Source organism: Streptomyces sp. AMJ-169 (assembly GCF_055597585.1).
The window spans coordinates 784,387-810,038 of record NZ_JBVLTJ010000001.1 but is presented as its reverse complement, the minus strand read 5'-3'; the positions used below and the strand labels follow the sequence as shown (position 1 = coordinate 810,038).

Annotated in this window: 25 protein-coding genes; 16 read left to right on the top strand and 9 right to left on the bottom strand. The window is 71.3% G+C overall.

All coding sequences use genetic code 11. The features are described 5' to 3' along the window. Positions 1 to 26 precede the first annotated feature (26 nt). Positions 27 to 905 (bottom strand): amidohydrolase family protein, encoded by an 879-nt coding sequence (locus ACYUD3_RS03425; protein WP_470963212.1) that lies wholly within the window; start codon positions 903 to 905, stop codon positions 27 to 29. Beyond that, positions 906 to 1,823, bottom strand: coding sequence for an SDR family NAD(P)-dependent oxidoreductase (locus ACYUD3_RS03420; RefSeq protein ID WP_470963209.1), 918 nt, complete (start codon positions 1,821 to 1,823; stop codon positions 906 to 908). Positions 1,824 to 2,039: 216 nt separating this feature from the next. On the opposite strand from ACYUD3_RS03420, the gene ACYUD3_RS03415 reads away from it, so the two are divergent. The 5 genes from ACYUD3_RS03415 to ACYUD3_RS03395 all read left to right on the top strand — a co-directional run bounded on the left by ACYUD3_RS03415 (position 2,040) and on the right by ACYUD3_RS03395 (position 7,563). After that, entirely contained in the window at positions 2,040 to 2,468 is a 429-nt protein-coding gene (locus tag ACYUD3_RS03415; RefSeq protein ID WP_470963206.1) for a MarR family winged helix-turn-helix transcriptional regulator, read from the top strand. Between the two features lie 100 nt (positions 2,469 to 2,568). After that, the gene (locus ACYUD3_RS03410; RefSeq protein WP_470963203.1) at positions 2,569 to 3,903 is read left to right on the top strand and encodes an MFS transporter; all 1,335 of its coding nucleotides are present in this window, start codon (positions 2,569 to 2,571) and stop codon (positions 3,901 to 3,903) included. Continuing rightward, complete coding sequence (locus tag ACYUD3_RS03405; protein ID WP_470963200.1) at positions 3,900 to 4,652, top strand: IclR family transcriptional regulator; 753 nt, start codon at positions 3,900 to 3,902, stop codon at positions 4,650 to 4,652. The genes ACYUD3_RS03410 and ACYUD3_RS03405 overlap by 4 nt, the downstream gene beginning before the upstream one ends. Before the next feature lie 104 nt (positions 4,653 to 4,756). Beyond that, complete coding sequence (locus ACYUD3_RS03400) at positions 4,757 to 5,980, top strand: L,D-transpeptidase (protein WP_470963197.1); 1,224 nt, start codon at positions 4,757 to 4,759, stop codon at positions 5,978 to 5,980. Positions 5,981 to 6,168: 188 nt separating this feature from the next. Beyond that, positions 6,169 to 7,563, top strand: coding sequence for a glycoside hydrolase family 16 protein (locus ACYUD3_RS03395; protein ID WP_470963194.1), 1,395 nt, complete (start codon positions 6,169 to 6,171; stop codon positions 7,561 to 7,563). A 99-nt stretch (positions 7,564 to 7,662) separates the two neighbouring features. Here ACYUD3_RS03395 and ACYUD3_RS03390 read toward each other — a convergent pair whose 3' ends face one another. From ACYUD3_RS03390 to ACYUD3_RS03375, 4 genes are read right to left on the bottom strand one after another with little or no spacing between them, the layout of a single operon-like run. After that, positions 7,663 to 7,890 (bottom strand): GNAT family N-acetyltransferase, encoded by a 228-nt coding sequence (locus ACYUD3_RS03390; protein ID WP_470963191.1) that lies wholly within the window; start codon positions 7,888 to 7,890, stop codon positions 7,663 to 7,665. Beyond that, positions 7,884 to 8,768, bottom strand: a complete 885-nt coding sequence (locus ACYUD3_RS03385; RefSeq protein WP_470963188.1) for a protein kinase domain-containing protein — start codon at positions 8,766 to 8,768, stop codon at positions 7,884 to 7,886. The genes ACYUD3_RS03390 and ACYUD3_RS03385 overlap by 7 nt, the downstream gene beginning before the upstream one ends. Next, positions 8,684 to 9,382 (bottom strand): hypothetical protein, encoded by a 699-nt coding sequence (locus ACYUD3_RS03380; protein WP_470963185.1) that lies wholly within the window; start codon positions 9,380 to 9,382, stop codon positions 8,684 to 8,686. Before ACYUD3_RS03380 ends, ACYUD3_RS03385 begins: the two co-directional genes overlap by 85 nt. Further along, a complete protein-coding gene (locus ACYUD3_RS03375) occupies positions 9,379 to 9,783 on the bottom strand; it encodes a hypothetical protein (RefSeq protein WP_470963183.1) in 405 nt (134 codons plus the stop codon). Before ACYUD3_RS03375 ends, ACYUD3_RS03380 begins: the two co-directional genes overlap by 4 nt. A gap of 94 nt (positions 9,784 to 9,877) precedes the next feature. On the opposite strand from ACYUD3_RS03375, the gene ACYUD3_RS03370 reads away from it, so the two are divergent. Then, entirely contained in the window at positions 9,878 to 10,966 is a 1,089-nt protein-coding gene (locus ACYUD3_RS03370; RefSeq protein WP_470963181.1) for a helix-turn-helix domain-containing protein, read from the top strand. A 14-nt stretch (positions 10,967 to 10,980) separates the two neighbouring features. Beyond that, positions 10,981 to 11,553, top strand: coding sequence for an HD domain-containing protein (locus tag ACYUD3_RS03365; RefSeq protein WP_470963179.1), 573 nt, complete (start codon positions 10,981 to 10,983; stop codon positions 11,551 to 11,553). A 75-nt stretch (positions 11,554 to 11,628) separates the two neighbouring features. Here the strand turns inward: ACYUD3_RS03365 and ACYUD3_RS03360 are convergent, their stop codons facing one another. After that, positions 11,629 to 12,531 carry a helix-turn-helix domain-containing protein gene (locus ACYUD3_RS03360; RefSeq protein WP_470963177.1) on the bottom strand — a complete coding sequence of 301 codons (903 nt, stop codon included), beginning with the start codon at positions 12,529 to 12,531 and terminating at the stop codon, positions 11,629 to 11,631. A gap of 160 nt (positions 12,532 to 12,691) precedes the next feature. On the opposite strand from ACYUD3_RS03360, the gene tkt reads away from it, so the two are divergent. The 7 genes from tkt to ACYUD3_RS03325 are packed head-to-tail and all read left to right on the top strand — an operon-like array spanning position 12,692 to position 21,487. After that, the gene (gene tkt, locus ACYUD3_RS03355; protein ID WP_470963175.1) at positions 12,692 to 14,755 is read left to right on the top strand and encodes a transketolase; all 2,064 of its coding nucleotides are present in this window, start codon (positions 12,692 to 12,694) and stop codon (positions 14,753 to 14,755) included. 19 nt (positions 14,756 to 14,774) lie between these two features. Beyond that, positions 14,775 to 15,902, top strand: coding sequence for a transaldolase (gene tal / locus ACYUD3_RS03350; protein ID WP_470963172.1), 1,128 nt, complete (start codon positions 14,775 to 14,777; stop codon positions 15,900 to 15,902). Beyond that, positions 15,903 to 17,444 carry a glucose-6-phosphate dehydrogenase gene (gene zwf / locus ACYUD3_RS03345; RefSeq protein WP_470963169.1) on the top strand — a complete coding sequence of 514 codons (1,542 nt, stop codon included), beginning with the start codon at positions 15,903 to 15,905 and terminating at the stop codon, positions 17,442 to 17,444. Continuing rightward, positions 17,441 to 18,376 (top strand): glucose-6-phosphate dehydrogenase assembly protein OpcA, encoded by a 936-nt coding sequence (gene opcA, locus ACYUD3_RS03340; protein ID WP_470963166.1) that lies wholly within the window; start codon positions 17,441 to 17,443, stop codon positions 18,374 to 18,376. The genes zwf and opcA overlap by 4 nt, the downstream gene beginning before the upstream one ends. Beyond that, complete coding sequence (gene pgi / locus ACYUD3_RS03335; RefSeq protein WP_470963163.1) at positions 18,369 to 20,015, top strand: glucose-6-phosphate isomerase; 1,647 nt, start codon at positions 18,369 to 18,371, stop codon at positions 20,013 to 20,015. The genes opcA and pgi overlap by 8 nt, the downstream gene beginning before the upstream one ends. Positions 20,016 to 20,017: 2 nt before the next feature. Further along, positions 20,018 to 20,893 carry a phosphogluconate dehydrogenase (NAD(+)-dependent, decarboxylating) gene (gnd, locus tag ACYUD3_RS03330; protein ID WP_470963160.1) on the top strand — a complete coding sequence of 292 codons (876 nt, stop codon included), beginning with the start codon at positions 20,018 to 20,020 and terminating at the stop codon, positions 20,891 to 20,893. A 6-nt stretch (positions 20,894 to 20,899) separates the two neighbouring features. Next, positions 20,900 to 21,487, top strand: coding sequence for a histidine phosphatase family protein (locus ACYUD3_RS03325; protein ID WP_470963157.1), 588 nt, complete (start codon positions 20,900 to 20,902; stop codon positions 21,485 to 21,487). A 368-nt stretch (positions 21,488 to 21,855) separates the two neighbouring features. On the opposite strand, the gene ACYUD3_RS03320 is transcribed toward ACYUD3_RS03325, so the two are convergent. Further along, positions 21,856 to 22,743: a shikimate dehydrogenase gene (locus ACYUD3_RS03320; RefSeq protein ID WP_470963154.1), complete on the bottom strand. Its 888-nt coding sequence runs from the start codon at positions 22,741 to 22,743 to the stop codon at positions 21,856 to 21,858. Positions 22,744 to 22,862: 119 nt separating this feature from the next. Between ACYUD3_RS03320 and ACYUD3_RS03315 the strand changes: the two genes are divergently transcribed. Both ACYUD3_RS03315 and ACYUD3_RS03310 read left to right on the top strand, forming a co-directional pair. Continuing rightward, entirely contained in the window at positions 22,863 to 23,528 is a 666-nt protein-coding gene (locus ACYUD3_RS03315; RefSeq protein ID WP_470963151.1) for a TetR family transcriptional regulator, read from the top strand. 109 nt (positions 23,529 to 23,637) lie between these two features. Beyond that, positions 23,638 to 24,999 (top strand): MFS transporter, encoded by a 1,362-nt coding sequence (locus tag ACYUD3_RS03310; protein ID WP_470963148.1) that lies wholly within the window; start codon positions 23,638 to 23,640, stop codon positions 24,997 to 24,999. Positions 25,000 to 25,093: 94 nt separating this feature from the next. On the opposite strand, the gene ACYUD3_RS03305 is transcribed toward ACYUD3_RS03310, so the two are convergent. Beyond that, positions 25,094 to 25,552: a PPOX class F420-dependent oxidoreductase gene (locus ACYUD3_RS03305; protein ID WP_470963145.1), complete on the bottom strand. Its 459-nt coding sequence runs from the start codon at positions 25,550 to 25,552 to the stop codon at positions 25,094 to 25,096. Positions 25,553 to 25,652 lie beyond the last annotated feature (100 nt).

The window sequence follows — 25,652 nt, the reverse complement described above, 5'->3', positions numbered from 1 at the left end:
CGGCCCCTCTTGGGAAGTGGTCGGCGTCAGGTCGTACGGGTCAGCCCGAGCAGCCGGGCCGCGTTGTCCTTCAGGATTCTCGGCCGGACCTCGTCCTTGACCGGGAGTTTCGCGAAGTCGGCGAGCCAGCGGTCGGGGGTGAGGACGGGGAAGTCGGAGCCGAAGAGGACCTTGTCCTTGAGCAACGTGTTGGCGTACTGCACCAGTTGGGGCGGGAAGTACTTCGGCGACCAGCCCGAGAGGTCGATGTGCACGCCCGGCTTGTGGGTGGCGACCGCGAGCGCCTCGTCCTGCCAGGGGAACGACGGATGCGCCAGGATGATCTTCAGTTCGGGGAAGTCGGCGGAGACGTCGTCGACGTGCAGCGGGTTGGAGTACTTCAGCCGGATGCCGCCCCCGCCGGGCACGCCCGCGCCGATGCCGGTCTGCCCGGTGTGGAAGAGGGCGACGCAGCCGGTCTCCTCGATCACCTCGTACAGGCCGTACGCGACCGAGCGGTCGTTGGGGAAGAAGCCCTGGACGCTGGGGTGGAACTTGAACCCCTTGACCCCGTACTCCTCGACCAGCCGCCGGGCCTGCTTGACGCCCGCGCGGCCCCGGAAGGGGTCGATGGAGGCGAAGGGGATCAGGACGTCGGCGTTGGCGGCGGCGGCCTCGGCGACCTCCTCGTTGGGGACGGGCGCGGTGCCGGTCGCGGACTCGGCGTCGACCGTGAAGATCACGGCGGCCATGTTCCGCTCGCGGTAGTAGGCCGCCGTCTCCTCCAAGGTCGGCTTGCGCTTGCCCTCGACCTTGAAATAGGCGGAGGACGCGTCGTGGAGGTCGTCGTCGAGGGAGGAGTGGCCCTTGGAGGAGACCTCGGCGTGGGTGTGGACGTCGATGGCGACCAGCTTGTCAAGATCCATTCACGCCTCCGGCAGCTTCGGCGCGGGGATGCCGACCGTCTGCGGCTCGGCGCCGACCGACGTGGCCCACGCGGCGGCCAGCGTCTGCGGGCTCCAGCCGCCGTCGGCGTACGCGGCGCGCACCTCCTGCGGATGCGACCACAGGGTCACCTTGTCGCCGCCGATGCCGATGGCCTGCCCGGTGATCCCGCGCGCCGCCTCCGAGGCGAGGAACGGGACGATCGCCGCGCAGTCCTCGGGCGTGCCGAAGCCCTCGCCCTTGCGCAGGAAGTCCGGCAGCGGCTCGCCCTGCTTCATCGCCTCGATGTAGGGCGCGAAGGCGGGGATGGTCTCGGTCATCGCGGTCGCGGCGACGGGCACGATCGCGTTGACGGTGATCCCGGCCCGGGCCAGCTCCATCGACCAGGTCCGGGCGAAGCCGACGATGCCCGCCTTGGCCGCCGCGTAGTTGGTCTGCCCGAAGTTCCCGCGCTGCCCGGCGGGCGAGCCGACGAGGATCAGCGAACCGCCCTCGCCCTGCTCGCGCATCCGCACGGCGGCGGCGCGGGCGCAGGTGAACGTACCGCGCAGATGCGTGCTGACGACGGCGTCGAAGTCGTCGTCGGTCATCTTCCACAGCACCTTGTCGCGCAGGATGCCGGCGTTGGTGACCAGCGCGTCGAGCCGCCCGAAGGCCTCGACGGCGCGTCCGACGAGCCGGTCGGCGGCCTCGGCGGTGCCGACGGGCACGACCTCGGCGACGGCCTTGCCGCCGTCCTCGGTGATCGTCTTCACGGCCCGGTCTGCGGCCTCCTCGTCGACGTCGTTGACGACGACGGACGCGCCGTGCGCGGCGAGGGCGCGGGCGTAGGCGAGGCCGAGGCCCCGGCCGGCGCCGGTGACGACGGCGGCCTTGCCGGTGAGATCGATGCTGGACACAGGGGGTCCCTTCACACAGAGAGCAGGGGAGCGAGATCGAAGTTAAGAGCAATAATTGTTGTCGTCAATAGTTGTCGTCGCCCTACGGCTGGGCCATGCTGGAATCTGTACGGAGTTCAGCCATCCGCGACCGAGGAGTCCGCCATCGCCAGCCGGCCCGACCCAGCAACGAGCACAGCGCAGAACGCCGCCCCGATCGACGCGGACGAGCCATGGATGCGCGGCCTGCACGCCGACACGGGCTACCTCCTGTACCGGCTGGGCCTGCGCTCCGGCCAGTTCTTCAACTCCTTCCTCCAGGAGTCGGGCGTAAGGCTGCGCCACTACGCGGTGCTGCGCTATCTCGCAGGTGCCGAGAACGGCTCCCTGCAACGGGAGTTGAGCGCGCGGCTCGGCTACGACCCGAGTGCGATCGTCGGCCTGGTCGACGATCTGGAGCGGCTCGGGTTCGCCGAGCGCCGGCCCTCCCCGGAGGACCGCCGCAGCCGCATCGTCGTCCTGACCGGCCCCGGCCGGGCCTTCCTGCGCGACACCGACGAGGCGGGCCTGCGGGTCAGCAACGAGCTGACGGCGCCGCTGAGTCCGGCCGAGCGGGACACACTGCACGGGCTGCTGCTGCGGATCGCGGGGGACGGACTCGGCTGAATGTTGTGCGAATGATTGACGGCAGCACAGGAAGTGCCTAACTTCACGGACTGTCCGGGCCACCTTCCCCCAACAGCCGCCCGGCCCCAGGGAGCTGATCGTGCAGTCGTCCCCCTCTTCCGCCGATTCCCGGCAGTTACGCCGCGTGGCCCTCTCCGGGCTGCTCGGCACCGCCGTGGAGTTCTACGACTTCCTCGTCTACGGCACCGTCGCCGCCCTCGTCTTCGGCGAGCTGTTCTTCCCCGACGCCGACCCGGCCGTCGGGACGGTCGCCGCGTTCGGCACGTTCGCCGCCGGCTATCTCGCCCGGCCGCTCGGCGGGCTGCTCTTCGGCCACTTCGGCGACCGGATCGGCCGCAAGTCGATGATGCTGCTGACAATGGCCCTGATGGGCACCGGCAGCTTCCTCATCGGCGTGCTGCCCACGTACGACGCGATCGGCGTGTGGGCGCCGGTCCTGCTGGTCGCGCTGCGCGTCGTCCAGGGGATCGCCATCGGCGGTGAGTGGGGCGGCGCGACCCTGATGGTCGTCGAGCACGCCGAGCACACCGGCGGCAACAGGCGCGGCCTGTGGTCGAGCGCCACCCAGCTCGGGGCGCCGCTCGGCTCGGTGATGTCGGCCGGTGTGGTCACGCTGGTCGCCACGCTGCCCGACGACGACTTCCGCACCTGGGGCTGGCGCGTGCCGTTCCTGCTGAGCGTCGTCCTGCTCGCCGTGGGCCTCTTCGTGCGGCTGCGGGTCGCCGAGAGCCCGCTGTTCCAGCCGGCCGAACCCGCCGCGAAACCGCCCGTGCTGGAGCTGCTGCGGCGGCCGAAGCCGGTGCTGCTGGCGGCCTGCGTGGGCATCGGGGCGTTCACCGCGCAGTCGCTGCTGACCGGGTTCATGATCAGCTACGCCGTCGGGGAGGGCTACACCCGGCCGCAGGTCCTCACCGCCGTCACCGTCGCCTCCTGCGTCGCGCTGTTCGTGCTGCCCGCCGCGTCCGCGCTGTCGGACCGGGTCGGGCGCCGCCCGGTCGTCCTCGCCGGCGCGGTGGCCTGCGCCGCCCTCGCCTTCCCCGTCCTCGCCCTCGTCGACTCCGGCTCCCCCGGCCTGCTGATCCTCGCCCTCGCCCTCGGCCACGGCGTCGCCCAGTCCACGATGTACGGCCCGCTGGGCGCCCTGCTCACCGAGATGTTCGGCACGAAGGTCCGCTACACCGGCGCCTCCCTCGGCTACCAGGGCGCGACCCTGATCGGCGCCGGCTTCTCCCCCCTCATCGCCAGCAGCCTCCTCGCCTCCAACGGCGGCGACTCCACCCCGGTGTCGCTGCTGCTGTGCGGCGGCGCGGCAATCACCGCGCTCACGGTGTGGCGGCTGCGCGAGACGTCGCACGACGCCCTGGAACCCGCCGCCGGCACCCCGGCGCCCGCGCGGGAGGGTGCCGCGGGGTGAGCACCGGGCAACGCACCGCGCCCGACCGGCTGTTGTCCGTCCTCGCCGCGTTCGACCAGGACCATCCGGCGCTGACGCTCACGGACATCAGCCGGCGGGCCGGCCTGGCCCTGACCACCGCGCACCGCCTCGTCACCGCCCTCACCACGTGGGGCGCGCTGGAGCGGGACGCGGACGGGGTCTACCACGTGGGCCTGCGCCTGTGGGAGGTCGCCGCCCTCGCCCCGCGCGGCCTCGCCCTGCGCCAGGCGGCCCTGCCGTATCTGGAGGACCTGTACGAGGCCACGCACCAGAACGTGCAGCTCGCCGTCCGCGACGGCCACGACGTGGTGTACACGGAGTGGCTCAGCGGGCGGTCCGCCGTCGGCGTCCACATCCGGGTCGGCGCGCGCTGGCCGCTGCACGCCACCGGGGTCGGACTCGTACTGCTCGCGCACGGGGAGCTGGAGCTGCAAGAGGCGTACTGCGGTGGGTGGTTGGCCGGTTTCACTCCCCATACTGTGCGCGATCCGGCCCAGTTGCGGCGGCTGCTCGCCGAAGTCCGGCGTACGGGTGTGGCGGTGAGTGACCGTCAGGTGACCGATGACGCGTTGTCGGTGGCCGCGCCGATCCGGGGGGCCGGGGGTGAGGTGGTGGCGGCCGTGTCGGTCGTCGTGCCCGCGCACAGCGCGCAGGTGGCGCTGCTGACGCCGGCGGTGCGGCTGGCGGCGCGGGGGATATCGCGGGCGCTGGGGTGGCGGCCCTCCTGATCCTCACCCAAATCTCAGAAACCTGAGCGCCGCTTCAAAGGAACGTCCCAGGAAGCGGTTGCAGGATGCGGGCATAAAGGGCGGACAACTCAGGAAGGCGTGCCGTGGGCGTCGAGCACATATCGAACCGGTCCGAGCAGCAGACGCGGGCGTGGTCCCGGCGCGGGGTGCTGGCCGCGCTGGGGGCGGCGGTGCCGGCGGTCGCGCTGACCGGATGCAGTTCGGGTGCGGCGAGCGCCTCCGAGAAAACGCAGGCCGCAGCGAAGGCGGCCCCCGTGATCACCGTCTCCCCGGCGGCGGGCACCGCGCAGGCCGACTTCTCGGCCCCGGTGAAGGTGACCGTCGCGGGCGGCACCCTCACTTCCGTGCGGGTCACCGCCGCCGACGGCACCGCCCTCGCCGGCGCCCTCGACACGGCCCGGACCACCTGGACGTCCGCCGGCAACCCCTGGTCCAGCACGACGTACACGGTGACCGCGCAGGCCGAGGGCGCCGCCGTGCAGAAGTCGACGTTCACGACGAAGGCACCCGGCGAGACCTTCGTGGGCGTCTTCACCCCCGAGGCCGGTTCGACCTCCGGCGTCGGCATGCCCGTGTCGGTGAACTTCACGCACGCGGTGACCGACCGGGCCGCCGTCGAGAAGGCGATCACGGTCACCTCGGACCCGGCCGTGGAGATCGTCGGCCACTGGTTCAGCGACACCCGCCTCGACTTCCGCCCCCAGTCCTACTGGGACAGCGGCACGACGGTCACCCTCAGCCTGCGCCTGAAGGACGTCCAGGCCGCCGACGGCGTCTACGGCACCCAGTCCAAGGACGTCACCTTCCACATCGGCCGCTCCCAGATCAGCACCGTCGACCTCGCCGCGAAGGAGATGACCGTACGGCGCGACGGCGCCGCCTTCGCCACCTACCCGGTCACCGGCGGCGACGCCGACCACACCACCTGGTCCGGGATCATGGTCATCAGCGAGCGGTTCAGGCAGACCCGCATGGAGTCCTCCACGGTCGGCCTCGGCGACGAGTACGACATCTCCGACGTCCCGCACGCCCAGCGCCTGACCACCTCCGGCACCTTCATCCACGGCAACTACTGGGCGTCGACGTCCGTCTTCGGCAGCCAGAACACCAGCCACGGCTGCATCGGCCTGCACGACGCGAAGGGCGCCTCGGACAGTTCGGTGCCGGGGTACGAGTTCTACGACAGCTCCATGCTCGGGGACGTCGTCATCGTCACCGACTCCGGGGAGCGCACGGTCACCGCGAGCAACGGCCTCAACGGCTGGAACCTGACGTGGGCGGAGTGGAAGGCGGGCAGCGCGCTGTAGCTCCGGCGGCGGTACATAAGTACCTTCATCGGCTGAACTCGGCTGCCGCCAAGGGCCTTTGACTGCTTCAACTCTTGACGGCCGGGACCACCGGGAGCACATTGACCGCATCCTGAGAGCGCTCTCAGAATGTCTCGGAGCGTTTCTCAGGGCACCCGCTCCGTACTCCCGTCCCCGAGAGGCCCCCCATGAGCACCACCTCCGGCAACCCCCCGCGCGCCCCGAGAAGACGCCGCGCCCTCCTCGCCGTGCTCGCCACCCTCGGGCTCGCCGTCTCCCTCGCGACGACGGCGACCGCCCCCGCCGACGCCTCCGCGCCGACTCCGCCGTCGGGCTGGACGCAGGTCTTCCTCGACGACTTCAACGGCACCGCCGGCACCGGCGTCAACACCTCCAACTGGCAGTACGACACCGGGACTTCGTACCCCGGTGGCCCCGCCAACTGGGGCACCGGCGAGGTCGAGACGATGACGAACAGCACCAGCAACGTCTCCCTCGACGGCAGCGGCGATCTGCGCATCACCCCGCTGCGGGACGCGGCCGGCCGGTGGACGTCGGGCCGGATCGAGACGACCCGCACCGACTTCCAGCCCCCGGCGGGCGGGAAGCTGCGCGTCGAGGCCCGTATCCAGATGCCCAATGTGACGGGCACGGCCGCCGAGGGCTACTGGCCGGCGTTCTGGATGCTGGGCGCGCCCTACCGGGGCAACTACCAGAACTGGCCCGCCGTGGGCGAGTTGGACATCATGGAGAACGTCCAGGGCCTCAACCGGGTCTGGGCGACCGTCCATTGCGGCACCAACCCCGGCGGCCCCTGCAACGAGACGAGCGGCATCGGCAACAACACGGCCTGCCCGAACACCACTTGCCAGGCCGGTTTCCACAACTACACGATGGAGTGGGACCGTTCGGTCTCCCCCGAGGCGATCCGGTTCTACGTCGACGGCGTCAACTACCAGACGGTGACCGCGAACCAGGTCGACGCCACCACGTGGGCCAACGCGACGAACCACGGCTTCTTCGTCATCCTGAACGTCGCGATGGGCGGCTCCTTCCCCGACGCGTACGGCGGCGGCCTCGACAACGACACCGTGCCGGGCCACCCGATGCTCGTCGACTACGTCCAGGTCCTCCAGTCCGGCGGCGGCACCACGACCCCGCCCGGCGGCAGCCGCGACGCCTACGGCACGATCCAGGCCGAGTCCTACGACAGCCAGTCCGGCGTCGTCACCGAGACCACCACGGACACCGGCGGCGGCCAGGACATCGGCTCGCTCGCCAACGGCGACTGGGCCCTGTACAAGGGCGTCAACTTCGGCTCCACGGCGGCCACCCAGTTCAAGGCCCGCGTGGCGAGCGGCGCCCCGGCCGGGGTCAGCGGCCTGGTGGAGGTCCGCCTCGACAGCCGCACGGCGACACCGGTCGGCAGCTTCTCCATCGCGAGCACCGGGGGCTGGCAGACGTGGAAGACGGTCCCGGCGAACATCAGCGCGGTCACCGGCACGCACGACGTCTACCTGACCTTCACCAGCGGCCAGCCGGCGGACTTCGTCAACGTGAACTGGTTCGGCTTCGGTCACTGAGCCTCGTACCCAAAACCGATCCAGGGCCTGCACGCACCGGTGTGCGTGCAGGCCCTGAGGTCTTGGGCCCGGTCGCCCTTTTCTGTGCGTCGCACTGGTTCAGGTGTCGGTTCGTCGTCGCAGGGCGATCAGCACAGCTTCGTCGAGGATGCCCCAGCTCCACTGCGCACGCGGGATCTCGGCGGCTCGGGCGAGGGCTGCGCGGATCTTCTCGTGCGCCTGATCGAGGGTGAGGGGTTTGCCGGTGGTGTGCCGGATGGAGGCGCCGCTGTAGACGCGGGTGAGGGCGGGGGCGTCATCAGGGCGCAGGGCACGCAGAGTCACCATGCGGCGGTCAGCTCCTTCGCGGTGGGCCGATCGGCGGGGCTGGGAGCCAGGCACGCGGTGATGGCTTGCTCGAATCGAGGGAAGGGCCAAGGCCGGACGTCGCGCAGCGCGGTAGTGGTTCCTCGGGCGATGACGGCCAGCTTCTCCGGCCGGCCGAGGCCGTCGTCGTAGGCGAAGGGGCGCCGACCGGTCCAGCACCAGAACAGAGAGGCACCCAGGCTCCAGATGTCGCTGGGCGGTTGCGCCTGGATGTGGGCGTCGGCGGGGGTGTCGAGGAGCTGCGCGGCGAGCTCGGGGGCGGTGGTGTGGGTGAGGGCGCCCCGGTACGGGACGCGGCGGCCCTCGCCGGGGCCGCAGGCGAGGGCGTAGTCGATGACGGCGGCCTGACCGTCACCGGTGACCAGGGTGTTGGTCGGCTGGACGTCGGCGTGGGACCACCCGGCGGCGTGCATGAGTGCGAGGTGCTCCGCCCAGGTGCGGGCGATGCCCGCGAGCCAGGGACGCACCGAGGCGCGGTCTCCTTCCGGGCCGCGGGCGAGGGCGAGGGCCCGCCACAGGGGGACGCCGTCGATCCAGCCGACGGCCAGCCACCGGCCGCCGTCCCATGTCCCGGCACTCACCCGGTAGTCGGGGCTCAGGGCGCCGGCGGCGGTGAGGCGGAGCAGGTGGTCGTCTTCCTGGGCCATCTCGGCGGCCTTGTCGCGGACGTTGTCCCCGTCGGGGTCGTTGGCCTTCAGCACGACGGCCCCCTTGGGGCCCTGGATCTTCCAGGCCCGGGAGCCTCGCCGGTCGCTCAGGAGCTGGATGGCGGCGGGTTCGCCGGTGTGTCCGGTGAGAAGGGCGACGGCTTCGCCGGGGGGAGCAGGTGTTGTGCCCATGTGCGGATCTCCGTCCACTCGTCGGGGATGTGCTCGAACACGTCGCGGCCGTCGTCGGCGGCGGCGGCGAGCGCGGCGGCCAGGTCGGGGGTCGCGCTCAGGAAGCGTGGGTCGCGGCGACGGACGGCGGCCCTCACGGGGAGGAACGAGGCAGGGGCGGCCGGGATCCGGTGGCCGGCCGCGGTGACTTCCCCTTCTCCCGCGCAGAACTTGCCGAACATCACCCCGACCGGGCCGTAGAGGTTCTTCAGCACCCAGTGCGGCCAGGCGAGCAGGTCGCGGTGCCGGGTGTGGGGCACGTCGCCCACCAGGACGATGTTCTCGCACCGCAGGAGGCCGTGCGGCCGGTTCAGCAGGGGTCGCAGCCACTCCGCGGCCTGTGCACCCGCGTGGAAGAGCTCCGCCTGGACGGCTTCGGCGTCGCCGACGGCGCGGTAGACCGTCCAGGACGTCAGCCCCCGCTGGAGGGAAGGGGCCAGGTAGGGGCAGTGGGCGGTCATCTGCCGCGCGTAGTCGCTGAGGTCGACGGATCTCGGCCGGGTGGTGCCGGCCTCGACGAGACGCAGCGCCCCGGCGGTGGGCCGGGGCGCTGCGCCGGCGCGGTCGGTGGTCACCGGCGGGCGGTCTCCGACTGGTCGGGGGCGACGTCGTCACCGTCGCCGCCGGCAGGGCTACAGTCCCACTCCGCGACCACGGTGCCGGTCTCCCGGTAGCGGGCGGCGGCGTCCTGGTCGACGGTGCCGTCGGCGGCGGTGAACCAGATCTCCGGCAGCGGACCGTACGCCTCTTCGTACGCTGCGATCCAGGCGATCGGGCCGTGACCGTTGTTCGCGACGTGGCGGATCGGCTGTCCGGCGGTCTCCAGGCACAGGGCCTCGTACTGCGGGGTGCCGAGCAGTTCGTGCCACGCCGCGTCGACGGCCGGGGAGAACATCTCGGGTGCGGATCGGCCGGTCTTGAAGCGCCGGCCGGTGATGGTCAGGAACCGGCGCAGCTCGGTCGTCGCGGTGTTCATGGTGGTGCCCCTTTCGGTGTCGAGTGGTGCGCGCCCGGCCCGGGTTGGGCGAGTACGGGTTTCGGTGCGCAGGGCGACCGGGGAGCGGGCCGGTATGGGCAGATCCAGGCGAACATCCGCAGGCGTGGTGAGCGGATTCGTGCTGCGCCTGGTCCGCGAGTCGATCCCGTGCACGCAGGCCGTCCTGGCGGAGGCCCTGGGCGTGGACGTCGAGACGCTTCAGGGCTGGGAGTCAGGTCGGCGCCCGCTGGCGAACATACGGGCCGGCGCGCTGCTGGAACTGCGCAGGCGACTGCCGGCACTCGGCGCGGACGTGGCGCTGGTGCCGTGGCTGGACGCGGCGATGGACGCGGACCGGATCATCGCGGCCGGTCTGGAGAATGCGGTCGACGGGGCACATCCACTGGCCGAGTGGGTGCACACCCGAGCCACCGCGCACCTGCTCGCCTGGGCTCTGAACGGCACTGTCCCGGCGGCGCTCGCCGGACGGTCGCCCCGGCCCCGGCGCGGTCCGGTCGCCGTCGCCCCGCAACTGGCAGCCACAGACCGGGCGGTGTTCTTCGACCACCTCCGGGACACGACCGAGGCGGCGGCCCGGGAGGGCGAAGGCGGGGCGCTGCTGCACCGCCAGGCGCTCTACCTCGCCTCGTACGACCGGAGTCCGGACGCGGCCGCGTGGACCGCGCACACCCTCCACCGGCGCCGTGCCGTGCCGGCCTGGCGGGGCTGGTCACCGCACTGGGCGCAGGCCCGCTCCACCGCCACCGCGCTCGCCCGGCTGGGAGATCCCCAGCCGCTGCTGGACTTCATCGACCGCGCCCTGGCCGGCGACGACACCGCTGAGGCCGCGAACCTGAACTACTGGGCACTGTGGCTGGGAGCGTCGCCGCTGCCGCAGCCGGACGACGCGTTCATGCGTGACCGGGACCTTTCGGGCTGGGATCCGGTGACCCTGCTGCGGGGCCTGGCCCGCGGCCTGCACCTGGCACCCGGCTACGTCGACCTGTACGCGCACTCGCTGTGGGCACTGCTGACCGTTTTCCCGTGGCTGCCACAGGCCACCGGGCCTCTGTCCGGCCTGCTGCACGAGAAGACCGGTCAACTCCTGGACGGGACAGCGCTGTCGGCGAGATCCCGGCGCGAACTGGCCCACATCCACTACGTTTTCGATCACAACCGCTGACACCGGAGGACCTCATGGCCGACGACACCACCCGGGGCACCGCGAGCTTCATCTCCGAGATGGGCGTGCTCAAGCGCGTCGCACGGACCGGCTGGTGGTTCACCGGCAACAAGACCCCCGAATCAGTGGCGGAGCACTCCTTCCGGGTCGGGGTGATCGGCTCGGTGCTCGCCATGATGGAAGGAGCCGACCCGGGCCGGGTCGCCTTGATGTGCCTGTTCCACGACAGCCAGGAGACGCGGGTCGGCGACATCCCGCACATCGGCCGGAAGTACATCAAGGCCGCCCCGAACGGCGAGGTGACCGCCGATCAGATCGCCAACGCCCACCCGGCCGTGCGCACCGGGGTGCAGAGCGCGGTCGACGAGTACGAGGCCGGCGAGACCCCGGAGGCAGTCGTCGCCCGCGACGCCGACAAGCTCGAATGCCTGGTCCAGGCGGTCGAGTACCGGGAGCAGGGCTACAGCCTCACCCAGAACTGGATCGACACCAGCCTCGCCTCGCTCAAGACCCCGTCCGCGAAGGCCCTGGCCGATGCCGCGCTGAGCATGGACTCGCTCCAGTGGCAGCAGAACTTCCTGTCCTGACCGGCCGTCACCGTCACCGGACGGCACGACTGCGTGGAACAGGACCCGGCGCGTCTGCGCGCGAACGCCGGCGCCCTACCGCGTCTCCGCCCGGAACGCCGCCGGCGTCAGTTCCGTGTGCTGGTGGAAGAACTTGGAGAAGTTCGCCGGGTCGGGGAAGCCGACCGCCGCTCCTACCCGGCCGATGGGCAGGTCCGTGTGGGCCAGGAGCCGTTTCGCCTCCAGGACGACCCGTTTGTCGATGAACCCCTTGGGGGTCTGGCCGGTTGCCGCGCGGACGGCGCGGACCAGGGTGCGGCGGGAGTAGCCGAGCGCGTCGGCGTAGGCGCTGACGCTGTGGTTGCTCGCGAAGTCCCGCTCCACGGCGTCCCGGAAGAGCGTGAACGTGGTGTCCGTGCGCCGGGCGCCCTCCGCCGAGCTGGCCGCGAGGTGGGCGAGGCGCAGGAGGAACGCGGTCAGGGAGTGCCGTAGAACCGCCGTGTGCAGGGGGAGGGGGAGGGTGCGTGTGTCCTCGTACTCGCGGCGCAGATGGTCCAGTGAGCCGCGCAGGGCGGCGAGTTGGGCGGGGTCGGGGTGCAGGAGGGGCGGGAGGTCGTAGCAGTAGAGGTTGGTCGCCTCGACCGTCTCCCGGGGGAGGAAACCCGGCTGCATGGTGAGGGCCGTTCCGTGGTACCCGCGGGCTCCGGAGAAGCGGTGGACCTGGCCCGGGCGGATCCACAGGAGGTCGCCGGCGCGCGCCTCGTGCTCGGTGAAGTCGACCATGTGCCGGACCGGGCCCTCGTCGAAGAGCAGGACGACATGGAAATCCACACGGTGGAAGCGGTCCAGGGGCGCGTCGGCGTGCCAGGTGCGGCCCGCGCCCATGGGGCCGACCTGCATGCCGACGCCCGCGACGCTCAGCTCGGCGGGGAAGGGGAACGTTCGGATGCCGGCCACCGAGCCGTCACCCTCGCCACCTTGGATGGTTCTGTCCGCCATGTCCGCCTCGCGCCGCACCCCGGCTTGATCGCCGTGTCCCACTTTCACCACAGACTGACACACCCAGCCCTTCCACAGAAAAAGTCTGACTTTTAATTTTGAACACGTGACGACCGTGTTACCGGTCGCACCGATGACTTCTTGAATTGGGGTTCTGACGATGAGCAACAGCCTGGAGTGGACGGACCTCGACCGGCGGGCCGTCGACACCGCCCGGGTCCTGGCCGCGGACGCCGTACAGAAGGTCGGCAACGGGCATCCGGGGACGGCGATGAGCCTGGCCCCGGTCGCGTACACGATCTTTCAGAAGGTGATGCGGCACGACCCCGCGGACCCCGAGTGGACCGGCCGCGACCGCTTCGTCCTCTCCCCCGGCCACACCTCGCTGACCCTCTACACCCAGCTCTTCCTGGCCGGATACGAACTCGGCCTGGACGACCTGAAGGCGTTCCGCACCCAGGGCTCGAAGACCCCGGGCCACCCCGAGTACGGTCACACGGCCGGCGTCGAGACCACGACCGGGCCGCTCGGCCAGGGGCTGGCGAACGCGGTCGGCATGGCGATGGCGGCCCGCTACGAGCGCGGCCTGTTCGACCCCGACGCCGCCGAGGGCGCCTCCCCCTTCGACCACACGATCTGGGCGATCGTCTCCGACGGCGACCTGGAGGAGGGCGTCTCCGCCGAGGCGTCCTCCCTGGCCGGCCACCAGAAGCTCGGCAACCTGGTCTTCGTCTACGACGACAACCACATCTCCATCGAGGGCGACACGGCGACCGCGTTCAGCGAGGACGTCCTGAAGCGCTACGAGGCGTACGGCTGGCACACCCAGCGCGTGTCCCCGGCCGCCGACGGCGACGTCGACGTACCCGCCCTGTACGACGCCCTGAAGGCGGCCCAGGCGGAGACGGGCCGCCCCTCGATCATCGCCCTGCGCACGGTCATCGCGTGGCCGGCGCCGAACGCGCAGAACACGGAAGCCTCGCACGGCTCCGCGCTCGGCGCGGACGAAGTCGCCGCCACCAAGCGCGTGTTGGGCTTCGACCCGGAGCTGGACTTCGAGGTCGCCCCCGAAGTCCTCGCGCACAGCCGCCAGGCCCTGGACCGGGGCGCCGAGGCGCACGCCGCCTGGGACAAGCGGATCGCCGAGTGGCGCGGCCAACTCCCCGAGCGGGCCCAGCTGTTCGACCGGATCGTGGCCGGGCAGCTCCCCGAGGGCTGGGAGTCCGCGCTCCCCGCCTTCGAGGAGGGCACGTCGGTCGCGACCCGCGCCGCCTCCGGCAAGGTCCTCCAGGCGCTCGGCGGCGTTCTGCCCGAACTGTGGGGCGGCTCGGCCGACTTGGCGGGCTCCAACAACACGACGATCGACAAGGCGTCGTCGTTCCTCCCCAAGGACAACCCGCTCCCCGAGGCCGACCCCTACGGCCGTACCGTCCACTTCGGCATCCGCGAGTTCTCGATGGCCGCGGAGATGAACGGCATCGCCCTGCACGGCAACACCCGCGTCTACGGCGGGACTTTCCTGGTCTTCTCCGACTACATGCGCAACGCGGTCCGCATGTCCGCGCTGATGCAGCTGCCGGTGACCTATGTCTGGACGCACGACTCGGTCGGGCTCGGCGAGGACGGCCCGACGCACCAGCCGGTGGAGCACCTGGCCTCGCTGCGGGCGATCCCGGGCCTGAACGTCGTCCGCCCCGCCGACGCCAACGAAACCGCCGTCGCCTGGGCCGAGATCCTGAAGCGGCACTCCAGCAAGCCGGCCCCGCACGGGCTCGCGCTGACCCGGCAGGGCGTGCCGACGTACCCGGCCAACCCGGCTGCGGCGAAGGGCGGTTACGTCCTGAAGGACTCGACCACCGCTGTCCCGCGGGTCGTTCTGATCGCGACCGGCTCCGAGGTCCAACTCGCCGTCGCCGCACGGGAGTCGCTGGAGGCGGAGGGGATCGGCACGCGGGTCGTGTCGATGCCGTCGGTGGAGTGGTTCGAGGAACAGCCCCTGGAGTACAGGGAGTCGGTGCTGCCGGCCGCCGTGAAGGCGCGGGTCGCCGTGGAGGCCGGGATCGGGCTGACCTGGTACCGCTACGTCGGTGACGCCGGACGCATCGTGTCCCTGGAGCACTTCGGCGCCTCGGCCGCCGCGGGGACCCTGTTCGCCGAGTACGGATTCACCGCAGAGAATGTGGCCGACGCCGCCCGGGAATCCCTGGCCGCGACGCGCAGTTGATCGAACCGCCGGAAAGAAGATGATCGAAGTGACCGCAACCCCCCTGGAACGCCTCTCCGCCGAAGGCGTGTCCATCTGGCTGGACGACCTCTCGCGCAAGCGGATCGCGTCGGGCAACCTCGCCGAACTGATCGCCACGAAGCACGTCGTGGGCGTCACCACCAACCCCTCCATCTTCCAGGCCGCGATCGGCGCCGGCGACGGATACGAGGAGCAGCTCGCGGACCTCGCCGAGCGCGGGGTCACCGTGGAGGAGGCCGTCCGCATGATGACGACGGCCGACGTCCGCGCGGCGGCCGACATCCTGCGCCCGGTGTACGACGCGACCAAGGGCCGTGACGGCCGCGTCTCCATCGAGGTCGACCCGCGTCTGGCGCACGACACGGTGGCGACGATCGCCGAGGCCAAGCAGCTGGCGTGGCTCGTCGACCGGCCCAACGTGATGATCAAGATCCCGGCGACGAAGGCGGGCCTGCCCGCGATCACCGAGGTCATCGGCCTCGGCATCAGCGTGAACGTGACGCTGATCTTCTCCCTGGAGCGGTACGAGGAGGTCATGGCGGCCTACCTCGCCGGCCTGGAGAAGGCCCAGGCGGCCGGGCACGACCTGGCCGGCATCCACTCGGTGGCCTCCTTCTTCGTCTCCCGCGTCGACTCCGAGATCGACAAGCGGCTGACCGCGCTGGGCACCGAGCAGGCCCTGTCCCTCAAGGGCAGGGCGGCCCTCGCCAACGCGCGGCTCGCCTACGCGGCGTACGAGCAGTTCTTCGCCTCGGAGCGGTTCGGGGCCCTGGAGAACGCCGGCGCCCACCGGCAGCGTCCGCTGTGGGCGTCGACCGGGGTGAAGGATCCTGCCTACAAGGACACCCTGTACGTGGACGGGCTCGTCGCGCCCGGCACGGTCAACACCATGCCGGAGGCCACGCTGGACGCGGCGGCCGACCACGGCGGGATCACGGGCGACACCGTCACCGGCACCTACGAGTCGGCGCTGGCGGACCTGACGGCCGTGGCCGCGCTGGGCGTCTCGTACGCCGAGGTCGTCACCCGCCTGGAGCAGGAGGGTGTCGAGAAGTTCGAGGTGGCGTGGGAGGACTTGCTGGGCACGGTCCGCAAGTCGCTGGAGAGCAAGGGAGCCGACGCGTAAATGAGCAGCACAGCAGAGCCCGAGTGGGACAACCCGCTGCGCGATCCGCGCGACCGGCGGCTGCCGCGGATCGCCGGGCCCTCGGGCCTCGTGATCTTCGGTGTGACGGGTGACCTGTCCCGCAAGAAGCTGATGCCGGCCGTCTACGACCTGGCCAACCGCGGGATGCTCCCGCCGGGCTTCTCCCTCGTCGGGTTCGCCCGCCGGGACTGGGAGGACCAGGACTTCGCGCAGGTCGTGCACGACTCGGTGCGCGAGCACGCCCGTACCCCGTTCAGGGAGGAGGTCTGGCAGCAGCTCGCCGAGGGCATGCGGTTCATCCCGGGCGACTTCGACGACGACACCGCGTTCAAGCAGCTGCGGCAGACCGTCGACGAGCTGGACGCGGCGCGCGGCACCAGCGGCAACTACGCGTTCTACCTCTCCGTACCCCCGAAGTTCTTCCCCAAGGTCGCCCAGCAGCTGAAGAAGCACGGGCTGGCGACCCCGCCGGAGGGGTCCTGGCGGCGCGCGGTCATCGAGAAGCCGTTCGGCCACGACCTCAAGTCGGCCGAGGAGCTGAACCGGATCGTGCACGACGTGTTCGACCCGGACCAGGTCTTCCGCATCGACCACTACCTGGGCAAGGAGACCGTCCAGAACATCCTGGCGCTGCGCTTCGCCAACACGATGTTCGAGCCGATCTGGAACCGGTCGTACGTCGACCACGTGCAGATCACGATGGCCGAGGACATCGGCATCGGCGGCCGGGCCGGCTACTACGACGGCATCGGCTCCGCCCGTGACGTCATCCAGAACCACCTGCTCCAGCTGATGGCGCTCACCGCGATGGAGGAGCCCGCCTCCTTCGACGCGGCGTCGCTGCTCACCGAGAAGCTGAAGGTCCTCAAGGCCGTCAAGCTCCCCGACGACCTCGGCCGGCACACCGTGCGCGGCCAGTACGCGGCGGGCTGGCAGGGCGGCGCGAAGGTCTCCGGCTACCTCCAGGAGGACGGCATCGACCCGGCCTCGACGACCGACACCTTCGCGGCCGTCAAGCTGAACGTCGACAACCGCCGCTGGGCCGGGGTCCCGTTCTACCTGCGCACCGGCAAGCGCCTGGGCCGCCGCGTCACCGAGATCGCGGTGGTCTTCCAGACGGCCCCGCACTCCCCGTTCGACTCGACGGCGACGGAGGAGCTGGGCTCCAACGCGATCGTCATCCGCGTCCAGCCCGACGAGGGCATCACGGTCCGCTTCGGCTCGAAGGTCCCGGGCACGTCGATGGAGATCCGGGACGTGACGATGGACTTCGCGTACGGCGAATCCTTCACGGAGTCCTCGCCGGAGGCGTACGAGCGGCTCATCCTGGACGTACTGCTGGGTGACGCGAACCTTTTCCCGCGCCACCAGGAAGTGGAAGAGTCCTGGAAGATCCTCGACCCGATCGAGGAGTACTGGGACGGCCACGGCAGGCCGGCCCAGTACGCGTCGGGCAGCTGGGGACCGAAGGAAGCGGACGACATGCTCGCACGAGACGGACGGAGCTGGCGCAGGCCATGAAGATCGACCTCACCGACACCACGGCAAGCAAGATCAACAAGGCGCTGGTGGACGGCCGCCGCGCGATCGGCACCCCGGCCGTGGGCATGGTCCTGACGATGGTCATCGTCACGGACGAGGAGAACGCCTACGACGCGATCAAGGCCGCCGAGGAGGCCTCGCACGAGCACCCCTCGCGCACCCTGGTCGTCATCAAGCGCCAGGCCCGCACCCCGCGCGAGCGCACCCAGTCCCGGCTCGACGCCGAGGTCCGGGTGGGCTCCGAGGCGGGCGCCGGCGAGACGGTCGTGCTGCGCACCTACGGCGACGTCTCCGACCACGCCGACTCGGTCGTCCTGCCACTGCTGCTGCCGGACGCGCCCGTCGTCGTCTGGTGGCCCGTGGACGCCCCCGACAACCCCGCGAAGGACCCGCTGGGCGCGCTCGCGCAGCGCAGGATCACCGATCTGTACGCGGTCGCCGACCCGATCGCGGCGCTCACCACCCGGATGAGGTCCTACGCGCCCGGCGACACCGACCTGGCCTGGACCCGGCTGACCCCCTGGCGCTCGATGCTGGCGGCGGCCCTCGACCAGGCCCGGGTGCCGATCGTGTCCGGCGCGGTCGAGGCCGAGGCGGAGAACCCGGCCGCCGAACTCCTCGCGCGCTGGCTGGAGGCCCGCCTCAAGGTGAAGGTCGACCGCGTGGTCACCGCGGGCCCGGTCGTCACCGCCGTACGCCTGGGCACGGCCGACGGCGACATCGTCATCGACCGTCCCGACGGCCCGCTGGCGACGCTGTCGCTGCCGGGCCAGCCCTCGCGCACCCTCGCGCTGAAGGTGCGCACCACCTCCGAACTCATCGCCGAGGAGCTGCGGCGCCTCGACGCTGACGAGATGTACGCCGTCGCCCTGCGGGGCGAGGCCGGCAAGGAGATCCACGCACATGTCTGAGACCCCTCTGCTCACCGAACGGCCCGAGTGGGACGCGCTGTTGGAGCACGGCGACGGTGAACTCCCGCATCTGCGCGAGCTGTTCGCCGCCGACCCCGGGCGCGCCGAGCGGTACGTGGTCCGGGTCGGCGATCTGCGGATCGACTACTCGAAGCACCTCGTCACCGACGAGACGCTGGGCCTGCTGCGTGAACTCGCCGCCGCGACCGACGTGTTCGGGCTGCGGGACGCCATGTTCCGGGGCGCGAAGATCAACGTCACCGAGCGGCGGGCGGTGCTGCACACCGCGCTGCGCGCGCCCCGGGGCGCGGTGATCGAGGTCGACGGCGAGAACGTCGTACCGGCCGTGCACGCGGTGCTCGACAAGATGGCCGCGTTCGCCGGGCAGGTCCGCTCGGGCGAGTGGGTCGGGCACACCGGCAAGCGCATCCGCAACGTCGTCAACATCGGCATCGGCGGCTCGGACCTCGGTCCGGCGATGGCGTACGAGGCGCTGCGGGCGTTCACCGCGCGGGATCTGACGTTCCGGTTCGTGTCCAACGTGGACGGCTCCGACCTGCACGAGGCCGTGCGGGACCTGGACCCCGAGGAGACGCTGTTCATCGTCGCCTCGAAGACGTTCACGACGATCGAGACGATCACCAACGCGACCTCGGCGCGGTCCTGGCTGCTCAGGGGCCTGGACGGCGATGAGAAGGCCGTTGCCAAGCACTTCGTGGCGCTGTCGACGAACTCCGAGAAGGTCGCGGACTTCGGGATCGACACGGCGAACATGTTCGAGTTCTGGGACTGGGTCGGCGGGCGCTACTCCTACGACTCGGCGATCGGCCTGTCGCTGATGATCGCGATCGGCGCCGACGCGTTCGGTGAGATGCTCGACGGTTTCCACCAGGTCGACGAGCACTTCCGCACCGCCCCCGCCGAGGCCAACGCCCCGCTGATCCTGGGCCTGTTGGGCGTCTGGTACGGCAATGTGCTGGGCGCGCAGTCGCACGCGGTGCTGCCGTACTCGCACTATCTCTCCAAGTTCACCGCCTACTTGCAGCAGCTGGACATGGAGTCCAACGGCAAGTCCGTGGACCGCGAGGGGCGTCCGGTCTCCTGGGAGACGGGTCCCGTGGTGTGGGGCACGCCCGGCACCAACGGGCAGCACGCGTACTACCAGTTGATCCACCAGGGGACGAAGCTGATCCCGGCCGACCTGATCGGGTTCGCGCGTCCGGTGGCCGAGCTGGAGCCCGAACTGGCCGCGCAGCACGACCTGTTGATGGCGAACCTGTTCGCGCAGGGGCAGGCGCTGGCGTTCGGCAAGACGGCCGACGAGGTCCGCGCGGAGGGCGTCCCGGAGGAACAGGTCGCGCCGCGCACGTTCCAGGGCAACCACCCCACGACGACGGTCCTGGCCCGCGAGCTGACCCCGTCGGTGCTCGGCCAGCTGATCGCGCTCTACGAGCACAAGGTGTTCGTGCAGGGCGCCGTCTGGAACATCGACTCCTTCGACCAGTGGGGCGTCGAGCTGGGCAAGGTGCTCGCCAAGCGGGTCGAGCCCGCCCTGACCGAGGGCGCGGACGTGCCCGGTCTGGACGCCTCCACGGCGGCTCTGGTGGCCGCCTACCGTGAACTCAAGGAAGTGAAGTAGCCATGCAGCTCGGCCTGATCGGTCTCGGCAAGATGGGCGGCAACATGCGCGAGCGGATCCGCCGCGCCGGCCACACCGTCGTCGGATACGACCGCAACCCCGAGGTCTCCGACGTCGCGAGCCTGTCGGAGCTGGTGGAGAAGCTTGAGGCGCCGCGCGTGGTCTGGGTGATGGTCCCGGCCGGCGGCCCGACGCAGTCCGTCATCGACGAGCTGGGCGGCCTCCTGGAGCCCGGCGACACGGTCGTGGACGGCGGCAACTCCCGCTGGACGGACGACGAGAAGCACGCCGAAGAGCTGGCGGCCAAGGGGATCGGTTTCGTCGACGCGGGTGTCTCCGGCGGTGTCTGGGGCCTCCAGAACGGCTACGCCCTCATGGTCGGCGGCGACGCCGAGCACATCGCGAAGGTCCAGCCCGTCTTCGACGCCCTCAAGCCCGAGGGCGAGTTCGGCTTCGTCCACGCCGGCAAGGTCGGCGCCGGACACTTCTCCAAGATGGTCCACAACGGCATCGAGTACGCCATGATGCAGGCCTACGCCGAGGGCTGGGAGCTGCTGGAGAAGGTCGACTCCGTCACCGACGTGCGCGAGGTCTTCCGCTCCTGGCAGGAGGGCACGGTCATCCGGTCCTGGCTGCTCGACCTCGCCGTCAACGCCCTCGACGACGACGAGCACCTGGACAAGCTGCGCGGCTACGCCGAGGACTCCGGCGAAGGCCGCTGGACCGTGGAAGCGGCCATCGACCACGCCGTACCGCTCCCCGCGATCACCGCCTCCCTCTTCGCCCGGTTCGCCTCCCGCCAGGACGACTCGCCGCAGATGAAGATGATCTCGGCCCTGCGCAACCAGTTCGGCGGCCACGCCGTCGAGTCGAAGTAGTCCGCCGTGGGGGACCTCTTCCTGGTCCGCCACGGGGAGACGGAGTGGAGCGCCTCGGGCCGGCACACCAGCTGGACCGACCTGCCGCTCACCGACACCGGTGAGCGGCAGGCCAAGTCGCTCGCCCCGCTCCTCGCCGGGCGGACCTTCGCACTGGCGCTGACCAGCCCGCTCCAGCGGGCCGCCCGCACGGCCGAACTCGCCGGGATACCGGGCGCGTTGCCCGAACCGGACCTGCGCGAGTGGGACTACGGCGGGTACGAGGGCGTCACGACCGTCGCCATCCACGGCACCCGTCCCGACTGGTACCTGTGGCGGGACGGGGTGCCGCCCGGGCCCGAGGGCCACCCCGGGGAGTCACCGGAGCAGATCGGCGCCCGCGCCGACCGGGTGCTGGCGCGGATCGCTCCCGCGCTGGAGGAGGGCGATGTGGTGCTGGTCGCCCACGCCCACTTCCTGCGCGTGCTGACGGCCCGGCGGCTCGGGCTGCCGCCCGCCGAGGGACGGCTGTTCCAGCTGGCGACCGGGACGGTGAGCCGGCTGACGCTGGAGCACGGGTGGCCAGCGATCGCGGAGTGGAACACGCGGGCGTAGCGGGAGCCGCCGGCGGTGTCCTGAGGGCGTCGCCGTCCGTGGCGTATGGACACTGTGGCATCCGGCCCGCCAGAGTCGCGGCCGATGGGGATCAACAGTCCGACATCGGTCGAGCGGCGCGTCTGGCGGGCCTTCGCCACAGGGGCGACCGTGGACCTCCGCGACCCTGCTGCACGCCGGCAGCTGTGTCATCGGCGAGCTGTGGCTGGGCGGCGGGCCGCAGTTGGCGGGGCGGCTGAACCCGCGCCGCACGGAGGCCGGCCGACTGAGCCTGACCCCGGAGAAAGTCCCGGCCCAGGTAGGGCTGTTGGACCTGACCTACGGCTCCCTCGCCCCGCGGCTGCCGGCGACGACCGTGGTGACGGGTATCACGCGGACGGTGAGCCGGCGGTGACGCCGGGGCTCGCCAGTTCCGCGATGTCCGCCAGCATCCGTGCACTGTCCGGCTCCCGGCCGGTGAACAGGCGGAACGCGTCGGCCGCCTGGAACACCGCCATGCCGCCGCCGTCCAGCGTGGCGCAGCCCAACTCGCGGGCCACGCGCAGGAGTTCGGTCTCCAGCGGGCGGTAGACCACCTCCGCGACCCACAGTTCAGGGCGCAGCAGCTGCGCGGGCAGGGGCAGGCCGGGGTGGGCCGCCATGCCGGTCGGGGTCGCGTGGACCAGGCCGTCCGCCTGCGGGAGCAGCGCCGGGAGGTCGGCCAGGTCCGCGCCCCTCGCCCGGCCTGCGCCGAAGTGGGTGTTCAGGGAGTCCGCCAGCGCCGTCGCCCGGTCGGGCAGCGCGTCGGCGATCGTGATGTGCTCCGCGCCCAGGGTGAGCGTCGCGTGGGCCACGGCCGCGCCCGCCCCGCCCGCGCCGAGCTGCACGACCCGTTCCAGCGGGGCGTCCGGCAGGCCGCGCGCGAACGAGGCGGCGAAACCGGTGACGTCCGTGTTGTGGCCGATCGCACGGCCGTCCTCGAAGACGACCGTGTTGACCGCGCCCAGCGCCTCGGCCTGCGGCGCCAGCGCGTCCAGGTGGTCAAGGACGAGCTGCTTGCAGGGGTGCGTGATGTTCAGACCGTCGAAGCCCAGGTCACGCGCGGCCCTGACCAGGTCGCCAACCCGCTCGGGTGCCGCGCCCAGCACGTCCAGGTCGATGAGCCGGTACAGATAGCGCAGCCCCTGCCGGCCCGCCTCCCGCTCATGCAGCGCGGGACTGAGCGACGGTCCGATCCCTGAGCCGATCAGCCCGACGAGGAACGAGTCCTTGGCCACACGGACCTCCAATGTACGAACTAGTACGTTAGCTATATCAGCCGCCCCCGGCCGCCGGGAACCCCCCGCCGCCCCGCCTTCTAGAATCTGCGCACTGTCCGCACTCCCGAAGGGCACCGATGACCAGCGCCGACGAACCGGCACGAGCCAACGGACGGACGCGGGACGCCGTCCGCACCCGGGCCGAGATCCTCGACGTGGCCACCCAGGAGTTCGCGCGGGCGGGCTACGACGGGGCCCGCGTCGACGAGATCGCCGCCCTCACCCGCACCACGAAGCGGATGATCTACTACTACTTCGGCGGCAAGGAACAGCTGTTCACGGCGGTCCTGGAGCGCGCGTACGGGGTGATCCGCGAGGCCGAGCAGCAACTCGACGTCGAGCACCTGGACCCGGTCGCGGCGATCCGCCGGCTCGCGGAGCTGACGTTCGACCACCATGAGCGCCACCCGGACTTCATCCGCCTGGTCACGATCGAGAACATCCACGGCGCCGAGCACATCGCGGCCTCCGAGAAGCTGGGCCGGATGGGCTCCCCGGCGGTCGCGGTGCTGCGCCGCATCCTGACCTCGGGGCAGGAGTCGGGCCTGTTCACGGCGGACGTCGACGCCGTCGACCTGCACGCGATGATCAGCTCGTTCTGCTTCTTCCGGGTCGCCAACCGACACACCTTCGGCGCTCTCTTCGACCGGGACCTGCTGGACGCCGGCCGGCGCGAGGCGTACCGGGTCATGCTCGGCGACATGGTCATCGCGTATCTGACGGCGGAGCGCACGACCTCTTGACAGCGGGGAAACGCGGGCGCAACATCCCTTCCCATCGAGCTAACTACCTAGTGAGTTAATTACTGCGGCCCCCTCCACACCGCCGTGGAGTTCCCCGAAGGAGCCCTCCGTGTCCGTCCCCGCGTCCTCGCCCGCCGCGTCCGCGGCGCCGCCCGGCCAGCCGAAGAAGGCCGCCGCCGCGGCCTGGATCGGCAGCGCGCTGGAGTACTACGACTTCTTCATCTACGGCAGCGCGGCGGCCCTGATCTTCCCGAAGGTCTTCTTCGACGAGTCCGACCCGGCGACCGCGACCCTCCTGTCGCTCGCGACGTTCGGGGTCGCGTACGCGGCGCGGCCGGTCGGGGCGCTGTTCCTCGGGCACTACGGGGACCGCCTGGGCCGGAAGAAGATCATGGTCTTCACGCTGATGCTGATGGGCCTGTCGACCTTCCTGATCGGCTGTCTCCCCACCCGTGAACAGGTCGGTACCCTCGCTCCCGCGCTCCTGGTCCTGTGCCGCATCCTCCAGGGCATCTCGGCGGCCGGCGAGCAGGCCAGCGCCGGTTCGATGACCCTGGAGCACGCGCCCTCGCACCGGCGGGGCTTCTTCACCAGCTTCACCCTCTCGGGCACGCAGGGCGGCCAGCTGATCGCGACCCTCGTGTTCATCCCGGTCGCCGCGCTGCCGGAGGACCAACTCCTGTCGTGGGGCTGGCGGGTGCCGTTCTGGCTGAGCGTCGTCGTGGCCGTCGTCGGCTGGGTCATCCGCCGCAAGCTCGACGAGACGCCCGCGTTCACGCGGCAGACCGCGACCGAGGGCGTCGTGAAGATGCCGCTGGTGGTGCTGGCGCGCGAGCACTGGCGGGACGTCCTGCGGGTGATCGCGGGCGCGCTGATCGCCTCGGTCAGCACCATCTTCACGGTCTGGTCGCTGTCGTACGCCACCAGCGACGCCGTCGGCATGAGCCGTACGTCGATGCTGTGGGTCGGGGCGCTCGCCAACGTCGTCGCGCTCGGCACGATCCCGCTGTGGGCGACGCTGTCCGACCGCGTCGGGCGCCGGCCCGTGTACCTGATCGGCGCGGCCGGCAGCGCGGGGGCGATGTTCCTCTACCTGTGGGCGATCTCGACCGGCTCCTACGCCCTGATCATGCCGGTCGGCATCTTCGCCTTCGGCATCGTCTACAGCGCCGCGAACGGGGTCTGGCCGAGCTTCTACGGCGAGATGTTCACGACCCGGGTACGGCTGTCCGGGATGGCCATCGGTACCCAGATCGGGTTCGCCGTGGCCGGGTTCGCGGTGACGTTCGCGGCCGAGATCGCGGGGCCGGGCGGTGACGACTGGTTCGCCGTGGCGCTGTTCACCGCCGCGCTCTGTGTGCCGCCGGTGATCGCGGTGCTGACCGCGCGGGAGACGGCGAAGGTGCCGACGGAGGAGCTGGGGGTGCGGGCGGTGAAGGAGGCGGCCCGGCGGGAGACGGTGTCGGCCTGAGTTCTGTGCGGGTGGCCGCTCGCCTTGTTCGCGGAGACGTGAACAGGCGGGCGGCCACGCGTAGTTGATCAGCGGGCCGGCTGCCCGGTGGGGGTCAGCGGGCCGGCTGCCCGTACACCCGTTCCACCCGGATCCGTACGACCAGCCGCCGGTCGCGGATCATCGCCGCGCGGTAGTCGTCCCAGTCGGGGTGCTCACCGAGGACGTCGCGGTAGAGGCGGATCAGCTCCTCGACGGTGTCGTCGTCGGGGGCCGCGGCGACCGGGGTGAGATCGGCGGTGCCCTCCACGACCGTGTAGGCCCAGCGGTCCTCGCTGGTCACGTGGTACGAGGCGCGCGGATCGCGGCGCAGGTTACGGGTCTTGGCGCGGGGGTCGGTCACCGAGATCCGGATCAGGCCCTCCTGCGGGTAGTAGTGGTGCGAGACGTTGGAGAGCTGGGGGCGGCCGTCGCGCTTGAGGGTGACCAGTACGCCGCCCTTCGTCGTGCCGAGGAGGGCGAGGAGGGCGTCGTCCGGCGTCGTGTCCGGCGTATCCGTGGTGTCCTGAGTCATGCCGGGCACAACCGGCTTGTGCGACGGGCGCATTCCCGCGTGTGCTCCGTACGGGAAGCGACGCAGGCCACACCGGGTGTGCGGGGGAAAGAGGTTCGGG

Coding starts and splice junctions, on each gene's coding strand:
- ACYUD3_RS03425 (WP_470963212.1), bottom strand. CDS start 905: ATGGATCTTGACAAGCTGGTCGCCATCGACGTCCACACCCACGCCGAG.
- ACYUD3_RS03415 (WP_470963206.1), top strand. CDS start 2,040: ATGCGCGGCCTGCACGCCGACACGGGCTACCTCCTGTACCGGCTGGGC.
- ACYUD3_RS03395 (WP_470963194.1), top strand. CDS start 6,169: ATGAGCACCACCTCCGGCAACCCCCCGCGCGCCCCGAGAAGACGCCGC.
- ACYUD3_RS03390 (WP_470963191.1), bottom strand. CDS start 7,890: ATGGTGACTCTGCGTGCCCTGCGCCCTGATGACGCCCCCGCCCTCACC.
- ACYUD3_RS03385 (WP_470963188.1), bottom strand. CDS start 8,768: ATGGGCACAACACCTGCTCCCCCCGGCGAAGCCGTCGCCCTTCTCACC.
- ACYUD3_RS03375 (WP_470963183.1), bottom strand. CDS start 9,783: ATGAACACCGCGACGACCGAGCTGCGCCGGTTCCTGACCATCACCGGC.
- ACYUD3_RS03370 (WP_470963181.1), top strand. CDS start 9,878: ATGGGCAGATCCAGGCGAACATCCGCAGGCGTGGTGAGCGGATTCGTG.
- ACYUD3_RS03365 (WP_470963179.1), top strand. CDS start 10,981: ATGGCCGACGACACCACCCGGGGCACCGCGAGCTTCATCTCCGAGATG.
- ACYUD3_RS03360 (WP_470963177.1), bottom strand. CDS start 12,531: ATGGCGGACAGAACCATCCAAGGTGGCGAGGGTGACGGCTCGGTGGCC.
- tkt (WP_470963175.1), top strand. CDS start 12,692: ATGAGCAACAGCCTGGAGTGGACGGACCTCGACCGGCGGGCCGTCGAC.
- tal (WP_470963172.1), top strand. CDS start 14,775: ATGATCGAAGTGACCGCAACCCCCCTGGAACGCCTCTCCGCCGAAGGC.
- zwf (WP_470963169.1), top strand. CDS start 15,903: ATGAGCAGCACAGCAGAGCCCGAGTGGGACAACCCGCTGCGCGATCCG.
- opcA (WP_470963166.1), top strand. CDS start 17,441: ATGAAGATCGACCTCACCGACACCACGGCAAGCAAGATCAACAAGGCG.
- pgi (WP_470963163.1), top strand. CDS start 18,369: ATGTCTGAGACCCCTCTGCTCACCGAACGGCCCGAGTGGGACGCGCTG.
- gnd (WP_470963160.1), top strand. CDS start 20,018: ATGCAGCTCGGCCTGATCGGTCTCGGCAAGATGGGCGGCAACATGCGC.
- ACYUD3_RS03315 (WP_470963151.1), top strand. CDS start 22,863: ATGACCAGCGCCGACGAACCGGCACGAGCCAACGGACGGACGCGGGAC.
- ACYUD3_RS03305 (WP_470963145.1), bottom strand. CDS start 25,552: ATGACTCAGGACACCACGGATACGCCGGACACGACGCCGGACGACGCC.